Raw genomic sequence first — 15,785 nt, forward strand, 5'->3', positions numbered from 1 at the left:
CCCACAAAAATACAATGGCGAATTTCTAGACATACACAATATTGTTATTATTTTTATTCATATCATTTTTTAAATCACTTTAATTTTTTTCAATCTTAGTTATTATTTTCATAAAATTAATGTATTATTCGAAAGCTTGTTTCTTTTTAGCCTTAAATATATCCAGCTCCATAATTTTCGCTTCCATTATTCATGCTTTTATGCGGCTAATTAATTTATCAATTAAGAATAATGACTTCATGCAATCTTAAATACATTATATTTTAACTATATCAATTCTAGTTAATCTAATAAGTTGTCAGACATAAAAAAGGAACCCACTATGTCTAATCACACGGTTATGATTATCGATGAACATCCTATCTTTCGTTTTGGATTATCCCATTTATTAAAATCAAAAGCTGACTTTGACGTAACGGCGGAGGTTTCAAATAGTAAAGAAGCGTTGAATATCGCCACTAGCAAACAACCCAATATGATACTGATAGATACTATTCTTCATGGTAATAAAACATTCGAAACAATTCGATTACTACGTAAGCATTGCGCTAACAGTTATTTGCTGGTTCTTTCACTCTCGACGATGAAAACCGATATCTACGCCGCTATCGATGCAGGCGCTCAAGGTTATTTATTAAAAAATAGCGAACTCGATATGCTGCTTAATAGTATGAAAAAAGCGATGGAGGGGCACCATGTATTTAGCGAAAAAGTTTATCAGCATCTTATTACTCGACATCAATCTAAAGATCCACTTTCCACATTAACTCGCCGTGAATGCGAAATATTGCATGAAATGGCTGCTGGTTTAAAAAACAGAGAAATCTCTCAACTATTATTTATTTCTGAAGAAACCGTTAAAGTTCATATCCGAAATGTCTTAAAGAAATTACGAGTCCGCTCTCGTTTAGAAGCCAGTTTAATATACATGCGTTCAAAATAATTTCATCTGATTTAATTTAATTAATGTAAGTTATCTAAATTAATTATTTTATTATTTATATATAAAATTATGAATATTAATTCTGCCTTAGTTATTATTAAATCGCTTGTTATATTAATAAATCTTTTCGATTCAAAGGGGTAGACCATAATTGCATTTTCCCGCATTATGTATGGCATACATTGTTCGCCATCAGAGGAAAATCATATGTCCAGCACCCCTGCATCCCCTTATATCATGTACGGAATTAAAAACTGCGATACCATTAAGAAAGCTCGCCGTTACTTAGACGATAACGCTGTCGGCTACCAATTCCATGATTACCGCATTGATGGCATCACTGATGAACTCCTCTCTACATTTTTGCAACACATCGATTGGGAAACCTTGGTAAATAAACGCGGTACAACTTGGCGTAAACTCAGCGATGAAGAAAAAAATGCAGTTGTCGATGCAGATAGCGCGAAAAAAGTCTTACTGGCTGAACCTGCGATGATCAAACGCCCTGTTCTTGTTTCTGCTAATGGTCATTATCTTGTCGGGTTTAACGCCGACGATTACCAAAAATTCACAAAATAAAAGGTGACTCAATGAACTGCCCTGTCATTGAACTTGCAAAACAACTTATCGCCCGTCCCTCTATTAGCCCAGATGACCAAGGTTGCCAAGATTTACTCACCGAACGGTTGAATAAAATCGGCTTTACCGTAGAAAAAATGCCATTTGGGGATACTCTCAATTTTTGGGCTCACCGTGGTGATAATGGCAAAACTCTCGCCTTTGCAGGTCATACCGATGTCGTCCCTGCTGGCGACCACAGTAAATGGCAAACTCCGCCATTTACGCCAACAATTATCAATCAACATTTATATGGTCGTGGTGCTGCCGACATGAAAGGCTCTATTGCCGCCATGGTCGTTGCCGCTGAGCGCTTTGTAGAAAAACACCCTGCCCATACTGGCCGTCTCGCGTTTTTAATTACCTCCGATGAGGAAGCTAAAGCGACCCACGGTACCGTAAAAGTGGTCGAAACGTTACAAGCCCGTCATGAGCCAGTCGATTACTGCTTAGTGGGAGAACCGTCCAGCCAGTCTTCGCTTGGTGACATCATTAAGAATGGCCGTCGCGGCTCTATCACCGCTCACTTAACTATTTTGGGAACACAAGGGCACGTTGCCTATCCACATCTTGCTGATAACCCAGTACATCGCGCAACAGGCTTTCTGCAAGAATTAGTTTCGACTAAATGGGACGATGGCAACCAATATTTCCCAGCCACCAGCATGCAAATCGCCAATATTAATGCGGGTACAGGTGCCGATAACGTCATTCCCGGTGAACTAAAAGTACAATTTAATTTCCGTTTTAGCACCGAACTGACAGATACCATGATCCGTGAACGCGTGGCTGACATGTTAGAACGCCACGGGCTGAATTATCATTTAGATTGGTTCTTATCGGGTCAGCCATTCTTGACGGGTGACAGCGAATTAGTGAGTGCAACGGTGCAAGCCATCCAAGAAGTGACGGGGCGCACAACCACCTTATCCACCAGCGGTGGGACCTCTGACGGACGTTTCATCGCCCAAATGGGTACCCATGTTATCGAGCTAGGTCCATTGAATGCGACGATCCATAAAGTGGATGAGTGCGTTAGCGTTGATGATTTACAACAGCTCGCCGTTATCTACGAACGTATTATGGAGCTGCTATTACTATGACTCTCTCCATCGAGATGCTAACGGGGCGCTCCACCGACCATTTAGTGACATTGGGTGGTAATCACCGCCTACAGTTTAATACCACTAAAGCGTTTCTTGCCATGCAGCAAGCTGCGGCACGCGCGGGCTTTAAGCTACAATCTGCCAGTGCTTTTCGTGATTTTGCTCGCCAGCAGATCATTTGGAATGAAAAATTTGCAGGTAAACGCCCGGTTCTTGATACCCATAGCCAACCGTTAGATATTTCAACATTAACGGAAGGGGAATTATGTGAGGCGATTTTGCATTGGTCAGCACTACCAGGAGCGAGCCGCCATCACTGGGGTACTGAGATTGATGTTTACGATCCCCTACGCATTCCTGTGGGTCAAACCTTGCAACTAGAACCATGGGAATATCAAGAAGGAGGTTATTTTGCTGAGCTTAATCACTGGTTAACCGACAATATGGCTACCTTTGATTTCTACCGCCCTTTCACCGCTACCAATGCAGGTGTTGCGGAGGAACCTTGGCATATTAGTTATTGGCCGTTATCCCATGAAGCTGAGCAGCTATTGACGCCAGAAATTGTTAGACAAGTGCTCATCGAAGAAGATATTAGTGGAAAAGCCTGGTTATTAGATAACCTTGAGTATGTTTTTAACCGCTATATCAAAGCGCCTGAATAATTTATCTGTCACTCAGTCTCTTACTGAGTGACAGCTTTCCCCATTACGCCCATCACGCCATCATAAATCTGCATTATTCTTATCCGAATTTGACATATCCACGACAGGCAAGCGGTACATAAAAATCAGTAACCAACACATTCCTAAAAATAATCCGATTTTTAACCACCCATAGCTGACCACCCAAATCGAAAAGGTAAACGTAATCACGATTAACGTCATGGCTTTCGGCTTTACACCTTTTGGTAACGCACGATGTGCTTGCCAGTGACGTAAATACCCGCCAAACCATGAACGATACAGCAGCCAATTATGAAAGCGTGGAGAAGAACGGGAAAAGCACCATGCCGCCAATAATAAGAAGCAGGTCGTTGGCATGACCGGTAAAATGGCCCCAAGAAAAGCTAAGCCAACCGCAATCCACCCTACTGTAATGAATATGATTTTCTTTATATTCATTCAGACTCTCCCGTTACAACAAAAAACATGGTTAAATTACCCCACTAAAGCCAGCAAACTGCGTCATGTGAGCATGGGCACACATTATTATGATTAAAATAAGAAGGCAAATATGCATTGGTTAGCCGATTACTGGTGGATCATTTTACTGTTGTTAGTCGGGGTCATTTGGAACTCAGTAAAAGAGATGATGCGACTCGACCCCAAAAAGTATTTAGATGACAAACCTGAAATTCCGCCTCACAAAGATAATAATCACCTCTGGGATGATGAAGACGACGACTGGCCTAAGGACAAAAAGCGCTAATGTGTTGCCTTAACCCTCGCACCTCTTCAGGGTAATAGTTATTCAGCCACTGCGCGACTTCGGCTCTTGCGCGTTTTAACCACTGTTTTTGCCCTGCTAAGCCGAGTTGCATCGCAATACTTTCAACAGATAGCCCTTGATAAAAATAGGCCCCAAGGGCAGAGCCTGTCATTTCGTCCGAGTGTTTTTGCCGTAAAACCGTTAAAAAACGCTGTAATGATGGCTCACTTGTGGCTAACGAACGGTGATAATCGCTAAAACCAACTAATTCTAGCCAATCTCCGTCATCCAGTAGCTGCTCAGATGTGCTTTTCAGACAAAATTCATTAAGGTCATGACGCCAGAATAGATCCCGCTGTAATCGCTGTTGCCCTAAATGGCAAATTGACTGAGCTTCCGCGGATAATGGCAACATCGCCATCGCCGTAAAACAACCACTACTCGCCTCAACATGCCGTCCAATTCGCACGATTTGGAACCCTGATGATTGCCAAAAAGCCAATAATTCTGGCGTGAAACCAAAGCTGACCGAAAGGAAATCTAATCCGTCCAGAATACCTTGTTCAATTTGCGATTCTAATAACCGATAACCAATTTTTTGGCGACGATAGCCAGCATTTACAGCGATGCGCATCACTCGCCGAGAACGTAATGTCGGGGCTTGAGGAAAATAGCAATGCGCAGCGAGGGATTGTGCAACTAGATTTCCCCGTGGACGCCGTTGTCCTGCCCAAATTTGCCAACTCAGCTTCTCATCTAAACCACCTTCATCCACCATCCATACAGCGCCGATAACGTCCTGATTATGATGGCTTGCGACGGCAAAATGCTGGTGCTGTGCATCCAATAATCGACGTAAATCCAACGGCGAAGTCCGATAATGTGCCGCAGTTAATAAACCATAAAATGCGTGGAGCTGTTTGGGATCATGAGCCAGTTGCTGCTGGCTAAGTGACTTGAGAATAATCGGTTCTGACACGACATTTACCGATGTAGAGCTTTCCAATAATAAACTTTGGTTAATAACCCTTTCGAGTGGATCATGTTCTGCAAAGCGGATCGGCTGAGTGAGCGACAGCGAGGTGAAATTTTTGAGGCTATCGCAAAATTTCATCATAAACCCACGCCCCGTACCCTCATAACCTTCCACCGTCGTGGTCATGAGTACCCGTGGGAAAAAGGCGATAATCTGTCGCAGAATATGGGAAGGAATGGCGGCAGCTTCGTCAATAATTAACCAATCAGCATCAATCTTCTTCCCTGATTGGCAATAGTGCAAAAGTACGTCAGGCGCCCAAAATTTGAGTTCATGTTCCGCATATTCGGCAATCACGCCGGTGGTCACTTTCGCTGGCGCACAACACCAACACACACCTTTCCATGCCTTTATCAGCATACCTGCAACGGTGGACTTACCTCGTCCGCGAGGGGCTATCAATCCCCATATTCCGTTTTTTGCGGACAGCAATTGTCCAAGCGCATCTTGTTGCTGTTGGGTCGGCTGACCACTGGGTGCTATCCATTTGGGGTGATCGGGTAACAAATTCAGTCTACGCGGTTGATTTTTTTCCTCTCCCTGTTGCTCCATAACCTGTTGATCAATAAACAGCACATCAGGGCAATTCCGGAAAGTGCGCTGTAAATGGTGAATAAAATTCGGCGTGGGAATTTCACCAAATTGCTCATTCCACCTCACACTATCCACATCATTTTGCTGCGCCCATAAGGATTGGGGCGGGGTGCAAAGCACCAACAAGCTTCCTGCTTTTAGGGTCCCCGCTAAAATAGCCAGCGCTTCGCTATGTAACCCTTTACGTGCATCAAAAATACCATGAACAAATTCACGTCCAAGCAGGAGCTGGGCTTTTTCCGGTGGAATACTATTGGGTAATTCTGGTGAGAAACAGAGCCAATCCCCCGCTAAGAAACTTTGCAATTGCTGAAGCACAGATGTGACCCACTCATGCTCCCCAGATAAAACCAGTAAACGACGGAAACCGATATGATGTAGCTGCTCAACAATCGCTTGTAATGAATTTTTCATCGCCAAGGTTACAATTTACCTATGAGTAATGACAAAATACCTGCGGCGATCAATGGCCCAACAGGAACACCTCGGAATAAAGCAACACCAATCACCGTTCCCACCAATAACCCCGCCACCGTCGAGGGCTGGCTCCCCATAAGCGCGACACCCCGACTACCTAACCAAGAAACCAATATACCAATCACTATTGCCAATAACGATTTCCAATTCAAAAAGGAACTTAATACATCACTCGCTGAGATTTTTCCGCTCGCGATAGGCGCCATGACACCTATCGTCAAGATTAAAATCCCGATGGTTAGCCCATATTTTTCTACCCAAGGGAAGAAATTATTCAGCGGCGTGATCCGCACCACCAATAGAAATAGCATGGCTAACGTCACTGTCATGTTGTGGCTGATAATGCCTAATCCGGCCAATACCAGCAAAATGATCAGTGTAGGATCCACTTGGCTCATAATTTTTCCCCTGTAAAATAAATGCATTGCGGCAACACAGTTCCACCGTGTCAATTGAGTTAGTATGTTATTGATCTTGCGTTGAAGAGGCAAATCATCCTTCACCTTTAAACGCTATTTTCTGTAGTCTATCTGAAAAAAGATTATCTTAGAAAATAGGTTCCCTTTCATTCACTGAACCCCGAAAAAACTTAAGCCAAATAATTAGAATATTCGATACTCCAGATTGTTTTTTCACCCATCATTCCGACCTTCTTGATCAATATTTTTTAAGACACAGAGTGTTTCACTAAAAAAAACCCAAAAAAATCCTTTTCCCAGACAGCAAGTTATCTATTCGTATAATAGATTACCGTAATCTATAAACACGGTTCACTAGGATCTTGGCTATGTCTCAATCTTTAAGCATTTATTCAAATGCTCGCTTTATCGCGCTGCGTTTACGTCCAGGGGAAGATGTCATTCTTGCCTTACAACAACAGGTCAAACACCATCAGTTGCAAGCCGCATTTATTGCTGGCTGCGTGGGTAGCTTGACCGATGTCGCCTTGCGTTTTGCTGGACAAGAAAATACCCATCTTACCTCAGGTAAGTTTGAAATTGTTTCACTGATAGGCACCCTTGATGCTCAGGGTGAACATCTGCATTTGGCGGTTTCCGATGAAAACGGACAAATGAGCGGTGGACATATGATGCCAGGTTGTACCGTCAGAACCACCCTCGAATTGATTATTGGCGAACTGGAAAATAAAACCTTTACCCGCGAGCCTTGTGCGCTCTCAGGATATGAAGAATTGGTCGTCACCTCTCGTTAATTTTCGTTCTATTTTGATTTTCATTCTGGCTTTAATTTACAACTTATTAGGGATATTTAATTCATGGCAAACTCGTCAATAATTTCTAGCCGAACGTTGGCTTTAATTGTTTTTTCCATTGCAATCAACATGGTAGTTGGGCAACTAAGCTCCATGTTAAAACTGCCTATCTTCCTTGATTCTATTGGCACTATTATCTGCGCATTGCTCGCAGGTCCTTGGGCAGCTATTTTTAGTGGCTTAGCGACTAACTTACTTTGGGGTCTTTTAACGGGGCCTATCGCGGCAGCATTTGCCCCAGTGGCGATGATGATCGGCTTAAGTGCAGGTTTGCTAGCACGTGCTGGTGGTTTTCGTACTCTACCACGCGTTATTTTATCGGGAGTGGTGATCACTATCGCACTGATGATTGTCGCCGTGCCTATTCGTACCTACTTATTTGCAGGCACCACCGGTAGCGGAGCAGACTTTTTTGTGGCTTATTTCCATGCCGTTGGTGAAAACTTATTAGAGTCGGTGGCTATCACCGTTTTAGGCGCTAATATTGCAGATAAGATAATTTCAGCCATTGTGGCTTGGTTGCTTGTCCGTCGTTTACCTGAGCGCGTTCAGCGTACTTTCCCAAATATGGCTAAAGTGCGCTAGGGGTTAGAATGCACCCTTTTACCTCGCTAACCTTATGGGGGTGGCTGAGTGCCACTACCCTTTTTTTACCTTTTGGGCTACCTCTAATCATCGTCGCTTGCAGTATTTTTTTGGCGGTTATTTTATGGCCAGCCGCCCGCTATCGCTGGAAATTTATTGTCTGGTTTATGGTACCTATGGCCGCAGGGCTTTGGTTGGTGCATGGTGGCTGGTTAAGCCAATTACTTTCTGGTCCCCATCCTTCTGATATTCAGCAGCAAAAAGCCCTCGCATTATGGTTTAGGTTGCTAGCGATTATTAGTGCCTCTCAATTATGGCTACAATATGTGCCCACTGAGCGATTTATCCGGGCGCTATTTGCCAGTCGTCTCCCTGCCAGTTTTGCTTATGTGCTTGCAGGTCCACTTTTACTTGTTGAACAACTTCGTCAGCAGCTTACTACGATTCGTGAAGCTCAGCTTGCCCGAGGGGTTCCCTTAGATGGCCATTTTTGGCAACGGTTAACCACGTTACCCGCCTTATTATTTCCCCTAGCAAGCCAAGCACTCAGTGAGCTAACCGTCCGAAGTGCTGCTCTTGATATGCGCGGTTTTCGCTACACTCGCCATCGCACCACATTGAATAAACCTGCGGATAGTCGCCTTCAATATGCATTGCGTCTTGGCTTATTAGCACTGATCGTGATTGAAGCAGGGGTGACGCTATGTTGGTAAACATGACGGAAAATAGGATGGTAAGTCTACAGCAACTAACGTTTACGCCTCAAGGCAGCGAGAAACCTATCCTGTCAGAGATTAACCTAGCCCTATCACACGGAAATTGGCATTGTGTGTTAGGCGGAAATGGTAGCGGTAAAACCACATTAGCCCAACTGTTAGCGGGTTGGTTACCTGATCAGTTAACCGGAAATGTCACTGGTAATGGCATGATCCTTGCTCAACCATTAGGTGAGCAATCTTTAGTTGAACTCTCTATTGAACGTCAACTCGTGCAACAATCGCCGCAGTTGCAACTTTCTGGCTGTACATTTACCGTTGAGCAAGAAGTGGCTTTTGGACCCGAAAATTTGGGGCTTCCACCTGAAGAAATCGTTCAACGGGTTGAACAGGCTCTTGAGTTAACCTTCAGCCAAAATTTGCGCACTCGTCACCCTGCAACACTCTCTGGCGGGGAAGCTCAGCGCGTTGTATTGGCGAGTGCTCTTGCTATGCAACCACGATTATTACTATTGGATGAAGCCTTTAGCCGCTTAACACCCGCAGCCATACATCGATTACTCACTCAATTAAAAAATTACAGTGAACACACCGGTTGTTGTGTGGTCCTGTTTGAACGGCATTTACTCCCCGCGCTGCATTTTTGCGATAATTTTTCGTTGCTTGAGCAAGGCATTATTACCGCTCAAGGGGATATTGACGCCGTATTTTTACCCGCACAACAGACAATCAATATGCCGGATGCGTGGCGTGTTGTCGGGAAATTAATGGAACGTGGCTGTTGGCATTCTCCAGTGCCTCGCAATGAGCAACAACTGATTCAAGGTATTGAGGCTTGTTATGCTGCAAATTAATCAATTAAGCTTTCAATATACTCCGAAAACCACACATGCCATTGAGGATCTCACACTTACACTGCACACAGGGGAATGGGTGGCGTTGGTGGGTGATAATGGTGCAGGAAAATCCACCTTGTTGCGTTTAATGGCTGGTTTATTACCGCCGTCTTGTGGGGAGGTTGATTTTAATCAACAACCTATCAGTGGATTGAAAGCAGCTGAACGCGCTCAACAGATTGGGATTTTATTCCAAGAAGCTGAAAAACAGATTTTTCACAGCTCGGTGAAAGATGAGATTATGTTTGGATTACGCCGCCAAAAATTATCCTCATCGGATACTGCTGAAAAATTAGAGCGAGCTTTAACTCTCTGCCATTTAACGGATGTTGCGGATAAACATCCACTTGATTTACATTCAGCTCAGCGGCGAATGGTCGCCGTGGCCTGTTTAACCGCTGTTCAGCCTAAATTACTGCTGTTAGATGAACCAAGCCGAGATTTCGATATACAGTGGTTAGGGTATTTTGAACACTGGCTCGATTATCAAAAACAATTGGGTACTACGGTTGTCACTATCAGCCATGATTTGGATTTTGCAGCCCGCCATTTTTCTCGTGCAATACATTTATCCCAAGGTCGCTTAGTAGCAGATGGTAATATTACGACGGTATTACGCCACCATGAGTTACAGCCAGATTCCGTTTTGCCATCCCCTACTTTGCATTCACTCAGTCATCAGCTAAATCTACCTATCGAAAGCCAAGCTGATCATTGGGTTCAGCAATTTTTGGCACACTCATGATTTAAAAATAAAAAAATAGCCTGCGATTGGCAGGCTATCAGACCATTGACAAACCCATCAGGTTTGGAAATGGCTCGTTTGGGTTGTAAAATTAACGAGGAAAATCAATTTATTGATTTTCGCCTGATAACACAAAGAGGGAAAAACCACGCTTTTATCCCTCTTTGTCATCAACCTCATAGCCTGCGATTGGCAGGCTATCATTGTTTATCTCAATAAGATTTTAGAAACTTAATCGAGTTTAACACCGATACGACGAGCGACTTCTTCGTAAGCTTCAATCAAGCCACCGAGGCTTTGACGGAAACGGTCTTTATCCATTTTGTTCAGGGTTTCTTTATCCCATAAACGGCTACCGTCTGGTGAGAATTCATCACCCAGTACTACTTCGCCATTAAATAGACCAAACTCCAGTTTGAAGTCAACTAAGATCAAACCTGCGTCCGCAAAAATCTTGCTTAAAACATCGTTCGCTTTGTAGCTTAGCTCGCGCATTTTTGCTAAGTTTTCTTTGCTCACCCAACCAAACGTTTCACAGTAAGATTCGTTCACCATTGGGTCATGTTTAGCGTCATCTTTCAGGAATAAGTCGAACAGAGGCGGGTTTAAAATCATCCCTTCTTCAACACCAAGGCGCTTAACCAGAGAACCTGCCGCGCGGTTACGGATAACACATTCAACCGGCACCATATCCAGTTTTTTAACCAATGCTTCAGTATCAGATAATAAGGCTTCCATCTGTGTAGGAATGCCAGCTTCTTGCAACTTAGTCATGATGAAATGGTTAAATTTGTTATTAACCATTCCCTTACGGTCAAACTGTTCGATACGCTCGCCATCGAGTGCTGATGTATCATTACGGAACTCCAGAACTAATAAATCTGGATCCTCTGTGGTATAGACCGTTTTTGCCTTGCCACGATACAACTCAGCTTTCTTTTGCATCTTAAACACTCCAGGGATGTGATTACACTCAATAGAAATCAACCTGCACAGCAGATTCAGATAAGTAACAGTAGAATAAACCGCAAAAAATAGCGGATTCATTGTTAATTTTCTGCTCTGATTCAGTCAGTTATCCAAAAATTATTGATACAGAGCTAACTAACTGATATTCAATATTTTATGATTAACTGCTATTTATGATAATAAAATTCTCGCGCATACGCAAACGATTACTTGGCTGCAAATACTGATTTTTTGTCCATTTGTTTCACTGAGAATTTTATGATTGATAGGTGCGCAGGTGGGTAGTTAAAGTAATGGATATTTGCTGATCACAATCAGTTTGTGGGTATATACGTCGATATCTCTACCCCAAAGTTGATTGACCCATTGCTCAAAGAATTCAGATTCAGTATGGATTTGTGTTAGTGGCCTGTCTTCGAGCGTGTCATCGGAAGCATAAATATAATAGCCTTGATAAAATGCCCAAGAAATCATGATTTCCCAGAAGCGTTGCCCATCACGAGTATGCTCTTCATCCGTTACCATGATGCTATGATTATCGAGCAAATGAATGAAAAATACTCGAGGTAAATCTCCAATATTATTCCGGTGTAGATGGGATATAGTGCGCCAAACTTTAATCTGAGTACATGTGGTTTCACCAAAGACAATATCCGTACGGAATCTCAGCTCCAGCAAGTAAACTGTTTCTGGTATTCCCTCCATCGCTAATAATCGATATTGTTCTTTTTTGAGTGACTTAACTAACCGATATCCCTTAGGGATAACATAGCCCGGTAAATCAAAGTCCACAACTCCATCTCGAATAAAGCTTTCCGTATGGCTCTGATTATTTTCGGTACTGCGTAATTTATAATTAAATTCAGCTCCTGATATTTGTCTTGGCATCGAAGTACTATCACTCTTAGTCGTTGGTTTAGATGCGTTATTATCCACGACTTTTCCCTCACTGTTAGACTTCATTGACTGACGTATATCCGAAAAATAGCCTCTAATACATTCACCGTTAGAGTGACTATTAAGCGGTTTTATTACGTTTACATCACGTTTTTACCTGAAAAAAAACGCCATCCCATAGGACGGCGTTTTCACTTGATAGAACAAATAAGTTAGCTATGTAAACTTATTTTTTAGTCGGTGCTTTACTGAAAGCGGCTTTCAGTGCGGCGACCATTTCATCATTCTGTTTCTGAGTCAATGGCACGCCTTTGGTGTTGATAAACTGTAGGCTACTACGGTTATTCAAATCACCCACTTGGACTTTATAGTCATCTTCCGATACCGATGGGTCATCAATACCCAGCGCTTGCCATTCGGAGCTGCTCAAGCCTTTGTAAGTCACCATGACGGAACCTGCTGAACGGCTACGGTCGCCCACTTTCATACCAACGCTTTCTAATGCGTGTGGTAAACGCTCCCAAACTGCATCGTACGGCGCACGTACGATAACTACTGGTAAGCCAGTATCATTGCTGCCGGTTTGAACATCAATGATGCCATAGGCGCTTTGCAGGCTATTTTTACTTGAAGTGTCACGCAGGGTGTACAGAGCGTCGGTTAAATCGTTTAATAACAGTTTGTTATAACGTTGAATTTCCGCTGCATCTGTCACCGTTTCATCACCTTGGCGTAAGCCTAAGTTAGTCACCGTTAAAGCAATCATGCCATTTTCTGGCTGAACAGTGACTTTATGACGGCTCTCTAATGGGACGTTTTCGTCTGCACGATCCCATTTAATCCAGTCAGTCTCGATAAAGCGAGAACCATCGTTCTTCGTAGAGACTGGGATCCCACGCTGTTCTAAAATCATGGTCACTTGTGACCATAACGCATTATTTTCAGGAGTATTATCTAGCAACAAACGGCTGGCTTCTGCGCTGTTTTCAGTGCGTGAACCGGCTAATTGTGAAATCGTCAGTACTGGTGGGCGAATATCTAACGCTTTCCCAACCGCCCCTGTTGAGGTGGTTTTAGGAATATCATATTCACCATTAGTTGCTGGTAAAGTGATCCCCTGCGGCGCATTCAGCACTTTCAATGGCGCAGCATTAAGATATTCCTCATCACCACTGACCTGACGTTTATAGCGCTGATCGCTGGAGCAGGCTGCCAGTAACACGACAAGTGACAGGCCAGCAACCTTCATAACCTTCGATTTTTGCAATAATGTTGCCATTAAAATTCCCTAAATTTTACAGTAAACCTGCGAGTTTCAAGGCATCTTCAATCTTTTGCTGTCCAGATACAGTTAACGGTGTCATTGGTAACCGTAAAGTATCATCCGCAATAAGACCTAAACGATGACAAGCCCATTTCGCAGGGATTGGATTCGGCTCAACAAATAACTGATGATGAAGTCCCATCAGCTGTTTATTCAATTCACGGGCCTCAGTATATTTGCCCGCAAGCGCTAAGTCACACATTTTTACCATCTGCGCAGCCGCGACGTTGGATGTGACCGAAATGACGCCCTTTCCACCGAGTTGCATAAAATCAAGTGCGGTTGCATCATCGCCAGAAAGCAGAACAAAATGGTCATCAACCAACTCTTTGATTTGATGAACACGTGCTAAGTTCCCTGTAGCTTCTTTAATTGCCACAATATTCGCCAATTTCGCCAAGCGGCCCACAGTTTCAGGTAATAAATCACACCCAGTACGCGATGGTACATTATAAAGAACTTGTGGCAAGCTGGTGTTTTCTGAAATCGCTTTAAAATGCTGATATAAGCCTTCTTGTGACGGTCTATTATAATAAGGCGTTACTGTTAGGCACGCAACTACGCCACTGTTTTCAAACTCATTTGTTAGCAAAATCGCTTCTGCGGTCGCATTTGCACCTGTTCCCGCTATAATTGGGATACGGCCATCAGCTAACTCAAGCGTCACTTTCACTACATCAACATGCTCTTTATGGTTTAATGTTGCTGATTCCCCAGTTGTTCCCACTGATACTATCGCAGAGGTTTTATTTGCGACATGGTAATCCACCAGCTGTTTTAAGCTTTTTCTATCAACGTTACCCGCTGAATCCATTGGTGTGATCACAGCAACAATACTGCCTTGTAAAAAGTCTTTGTAGTTTACGTTTTGATTAGCCATCGCAATGCCCCCTAAATAGATGAGTTTCCATGTTACGTTTTCATTTCACAGAAGAAAACCACCCAAACGCAAGATTTTAATGAATTTTGTTAATGCCAGTGACATTAACTTAAATAGAAGTAATAATTCACCCACATTTGTCGCAAGAGTGAATTGCCCCACTTGGCAGATTCATAATTTTATGGTTTCCTTACCACCATCCTGAGTCAATATCATTGACCTAAATTTAGTCAAAATAAGGAAGATACTTTGCCTAAGACTGAACCGCAATTTCTTGTTATTACTGCGCTGGGAACAGATCGTCCGGGCATTGTGAATACAATTACACGCCTTGTCAGTGAATGTGATTGTAATATTGAGGATAGTCGACTCGCTATGTTTGGCGAGGAATTTACTTTTATAATGATGTTATCCGGCAGTTGGAATGCTATCACTCTTCTGGAGGCGATTTTACCGACTAAAGGGGCAGAGTTAGATTTGCTGATTGTGATGAAACGCACGCAAAGCGTGCAAAAAACCTACTACCCGTCTACTGTAACAGTAAATGTGATGGTGGATGATGCGCCACGTATTATTGAACAATTTACTAATTTGTTTACCACTCAACAGTGCAACATCGCAGAATTAATTTCTAAAACACAGCCTGCAAATGATACACAACCGGCTCAATTGGAAATCCAAATTACAGCCCATGACCCACTAGATGATAATGGCATAATTATAAAGAATAAATTTCAACAACTATGTACAATGCTAAATGCCAAAGGCAACATCAGTATTGTTAACAACCCCAAAATGCAGAGTTAACGGAGATATATGTAATGAACCCATTGAAAGCCGGTGATAAGGCGCCTCAATTTAGCCTTCCTGACCAAGATGGTGAAATCATCAATCTTTCTGATTTCCAGGGTCAACGCGTATTAGTTTACTTTTATCCTAAAGCGATGACTCCAGGCTGTACAGTTCAAGCATGTGGACTGCGTGATGAGATGGATACACTAAAAGCAAAAGGTGTCGAAGTTTTAGGTATTAGTACAGACAAACCAGAAAAATTGGCTCGTTTCGCTGAAAAAGAGTTATTAAACTTCACACTATTATCCGATGAAGATCATCAAACTTGTGAACAATTTGGTGTGTGGGGTGAAAAACAATTTATGGGCAAAACTTATGACGGTATCCACCGCATTAGTTTCCTTGTCGATGCAAATGGTACCATCGAGCACGTATTTGACGATTTCAAAACCAGTAATCACCATGAACTTGTATTAGCGTATATCAACGCTCACGCCTAATGA

General features: G+C 42.9%; 19 protein-coding genes. 12 read left to right on the forward strand and 7 right to left on the reverse strand.

Translation table 11 applies throughout. The features are described 5' to 3' along the window. The first annotated feature begins 322 nt into the window (after window positions 1-322). From LDO51_RS16625 to LDO51_RS16640, 4 genes are all read left to right on the forward strand, one after another. Window positions 323-943 (forward strand): LuxR C-terminal-related transcriptional regulator, encoded by a 621-nt coding sequence (locus tag LDO51_RS16625; RefSeq protein ID WP_187129243.1) that lies wholly within the window; start codon window positions 323-325, stop codon window positions 941-943. A 207-nt stretch (window positions 944-1,150) separates the two neighbouring features. Then, entirely contained in the window at window positions 1,151-1,522 is a 372-nt protein-coding gene (locus LDO51_RS16630) for an ArsC family reductase (RefSeq protein ID WP_225575469.1), read from the forward strand. An 11-nt stretch (window positions 1,523-1,533) separates the two neighbouring features. Next, the gene (dapE, locus tag LDO51_RS16635; RefSeq protein ID WP_225575470.1) at window positions 1,534-2,664 is read left to right on the forward strand and encodes a succinyl-diaminopimelate desuccinylase; all 1,131 of its coding nucleotides are present in this window, start codon (window positions 1,534-1,536) and stop codon (window positions 2,662-2,664) included. Continuing rightward, on the forward strand, window positions 2,661-3,332 hold the full coding sequence (locus tag LDO51_RS16640; protein ID WP_225575471.1) for a M15 family metallopeptidase: 672 nt from the start codon (window positions 2,661-2,663) through the stop codon (window positions 3,330-3,332). The genes dapE and LDO51_RS16640 overlap by 4 nt, the downstream gene beginning before the upstream one ends. Window positions 3,333-3,392: 60 nt before the next feature. On the opposite strand, the gene LDO51_RS16645 is transcribed toward LDO51_RS16640, so the two are convergent. Beyond that, entirely contained in the window at window positions 3,393-3,785 is a 393-nt protein-coding gene (locus LDO51_RS16645) for a DUF454 family protein (RefSeq protein WP_225577299.1), read from the reverse strand. Between the two features lie 118 nt (window positions 3,786-3,903). Here LDO51_RS16645 and LDO51_RS16650 point away from each other — a divergent pair, with 118 nt between their 5' ends. Continuing rightward, entirely contained in the window at window positions 3,904-4,098 is a 195-nt protein-coding gene (locus LDO51_RS16650) for a YpfN family protein (protein WP_036953252.1), read from the forward strand. On the opposite strand, the gene LDO51_RS16655 is transcribed toward LDO51_RS16650, so the two are convergent. Both LDO51_RS16655 and LDO51_RS16660 read right to left on the reverse strand, forming a co-directional pair. Further along, complete coding sequence (locus LDO51_RS16655) at window positions 4,079-6,142, reverse strand: tRNA(Met) cytidine acetyltransferase TmcA (protein WP_225575472.1); 2,064 nt, start codon at window positions 6,140-6,142, stop codon at window positions 4,079-4,081. The two genes, LDO51_RS16650 and LDO51_RS16655, sit on opposite strands and share 20 nt — an antisense overlap. Before the next feature lie 8 nt (window positions 6,143-6,150). Then, on the reverse strand, window positions 6,151-6,603 hold the full coding sequence (locus tag LDO51_RS16660; RefSeq protein WP_225575473.1) for a DUF441 domain-containing protein: 453 nt from the start codon (window positions 6,601-6,603) through the stop codon (window positions 6,151-6,153). A gap of 389 nt (window positions 6,604-6,992) precedes the next feature. On the opposite strand from LDO51_RS16660, the gene LDO51_RS16665 reads away from it, so the two are divergent. The 5 genes from LDO51_RS16665 (at window position 6,993) to LDO51_RS16685 (ending at window position 10,420) form a co-directional block, all read left to right on the forward strand. Continuing rightward, on the forward strand, window positions 6,993-7,418 hold the full coding sequence (locus LDO51_RS16665; RefSeq protein WP_225575474.1) for a PPC domain-containing DNA-binding protein: 426 nt from the start codon (window positions 6,993-6,995) through the stop codon (window positions 7,416-7,418). A gap of 63 nt (window positions 7,419-7,481) precedes the next feature. Next, the gene (locus tag LDO51_RS16670) at window positions 7,482-8,063 is read left to right on the forward strand and encodes a membrane protein (RefSeq protein WP_036953246.1); all 582 of its coding nucleotides are present in this window, start codon (window positions 7,482-7,484) and stop codon (window positions 8,061-8,063) included. Window positions 8,064-8,071: 8 nt separating this feature from the next. Further along, complete coding sequence (locus LDO51_RS16675; protein WP_225575475.1) at window positions 8,072-8,776, forward strand: energy-coupling factor transporter transmembrane component T; 705 nt, start codon at window positions 8,072-8,074, stop codon at window positions 8,774-8,776. Further along, window positions 8,767-9,633 (forward strand): energy-coupling factor ABC transporter ATP-binding protein, encoded by an 867-nt coding sequence (locus LDO51_RS16680; protein ID WP_225575476.1) that lies wholly within the window; start codon window positions 8,767-8,769, stop codon window positions 9,631-9,633. Before LDO51_RS16675 ends, LDO51_RS16680 begins: the two co-directional genes overlap by 10 nt. After that, a complete protein-coding gene (locus tag LDO51_RS16685) occupies window positions 9,620-10,420 on the forward strand; it encodes an energy-coupling factor ABC transporter ATP-binding protein (RefSeq protein WP_225575477.1) in 801 nt (266 codons plus the stop codon). Before LDO51_RS16680 ends, LDO51_RS16685 begins: the two co-directional genes overlap by 14 nt. A 231-nt stretch (window positions 10,421-10,651) precedes the next feature. Here the strand turns inward: LDO51_RS16685 and purC are convergent, their stop codons facing one another. From purC to dapA, 4 genes are all read right to left on the reverse strand, one after another. After that, window positions 10,652-11,365 (reverse strand): phosphoribosylaminoimidazolesuccinocarboxamide synthase, encoded by a 714-nt coding sequence (gene purC, locus LDO51_RS16690; RefSeq protein WP_224057777.1) that lies wholly within the window; start codon window positions 11,363-11,365, stop codon window positions 10,652-10,654. A 309-nt stretch (window positions 11,366-11,674) separates the two neighbouring features. Then, window positions 11,675-12,352: a hypothetical protein gene (locus LDO51_RS16695; RefSeq protein ID WP_225575478.1), complete on the reverse strand. Its 678-nt coding sequence runs from the start codon at window positions 12,350-12,352 to the stop codon at window positions 11,675-11,677. A 160-nt stretch (window positions 12,353-12,512) separates the two neighbouring features. Next, a complete protein-coding gene (gene bamC, locus LDO51_RS16700; protein ID WP_225575479.1) occupies window positions 12,513-13,565 on the reverse strand; it encodes an outer membrane protein assembly factor BamC in 1,053 nt (350 codons plus the stop codon). Window positions 13,566-13,581: 16 nt separating this feature from the next. Next, window positions 13,582-14,490 (reverse strand): 4-hydroxy-tetrahydrodipicolinate synthase, encoded by a 909-nt coding sequence (gene dapA, locus LDO51_RS16705; protein WP_225575480.1) that lies wholly within the window; start codon window positions 14,488-14,490, stop codon window positions 13,582-13,584. A gap of 249 nt (window positions 14,491-14,739) precedes the next feature. On the opposite strand from dapA, the gene LDO51_RS16710 reads away from it, so the two are divergent. Together LDO51_RS16710 and bcp are read left to right on the forward strand one after the other, a co-directional pair. Next, window positions 14,740-15,297: a glycine cleavage system transcriptional repressor gene (locus LDO51_RS16710; protein ID WP_225575481.1), complete on the forward strand. Its 558-nt coding sequence runs from the start codon at window positions 14,740-14,742 to the stop codon at window positions 15,295-15,297. A gap of 14 nt (window positions 15,298-15,311) precedes the next feature. After that, entirely contained in the window at window positions 15,312-15,782 is a 471-nt protein-coding gene (gene bcp, locus LDO51_RS16715) for a thioredoxin-dependent thiol peroxidase (protein WP_225575482.1), read from the forward strand. Window positions 15,783-15,785 lie beyond the last annotated feature (3 nt).

This window comes from Providencia alcalifaciens (assembly GCF_020271745.1).
Lineage (GTDB): Bacteria > Pseudomonadota > Gammaproteobacteria > Enterobacterales > Enterobacteriaceae > Providencia > Providencia alcalifaciens_B.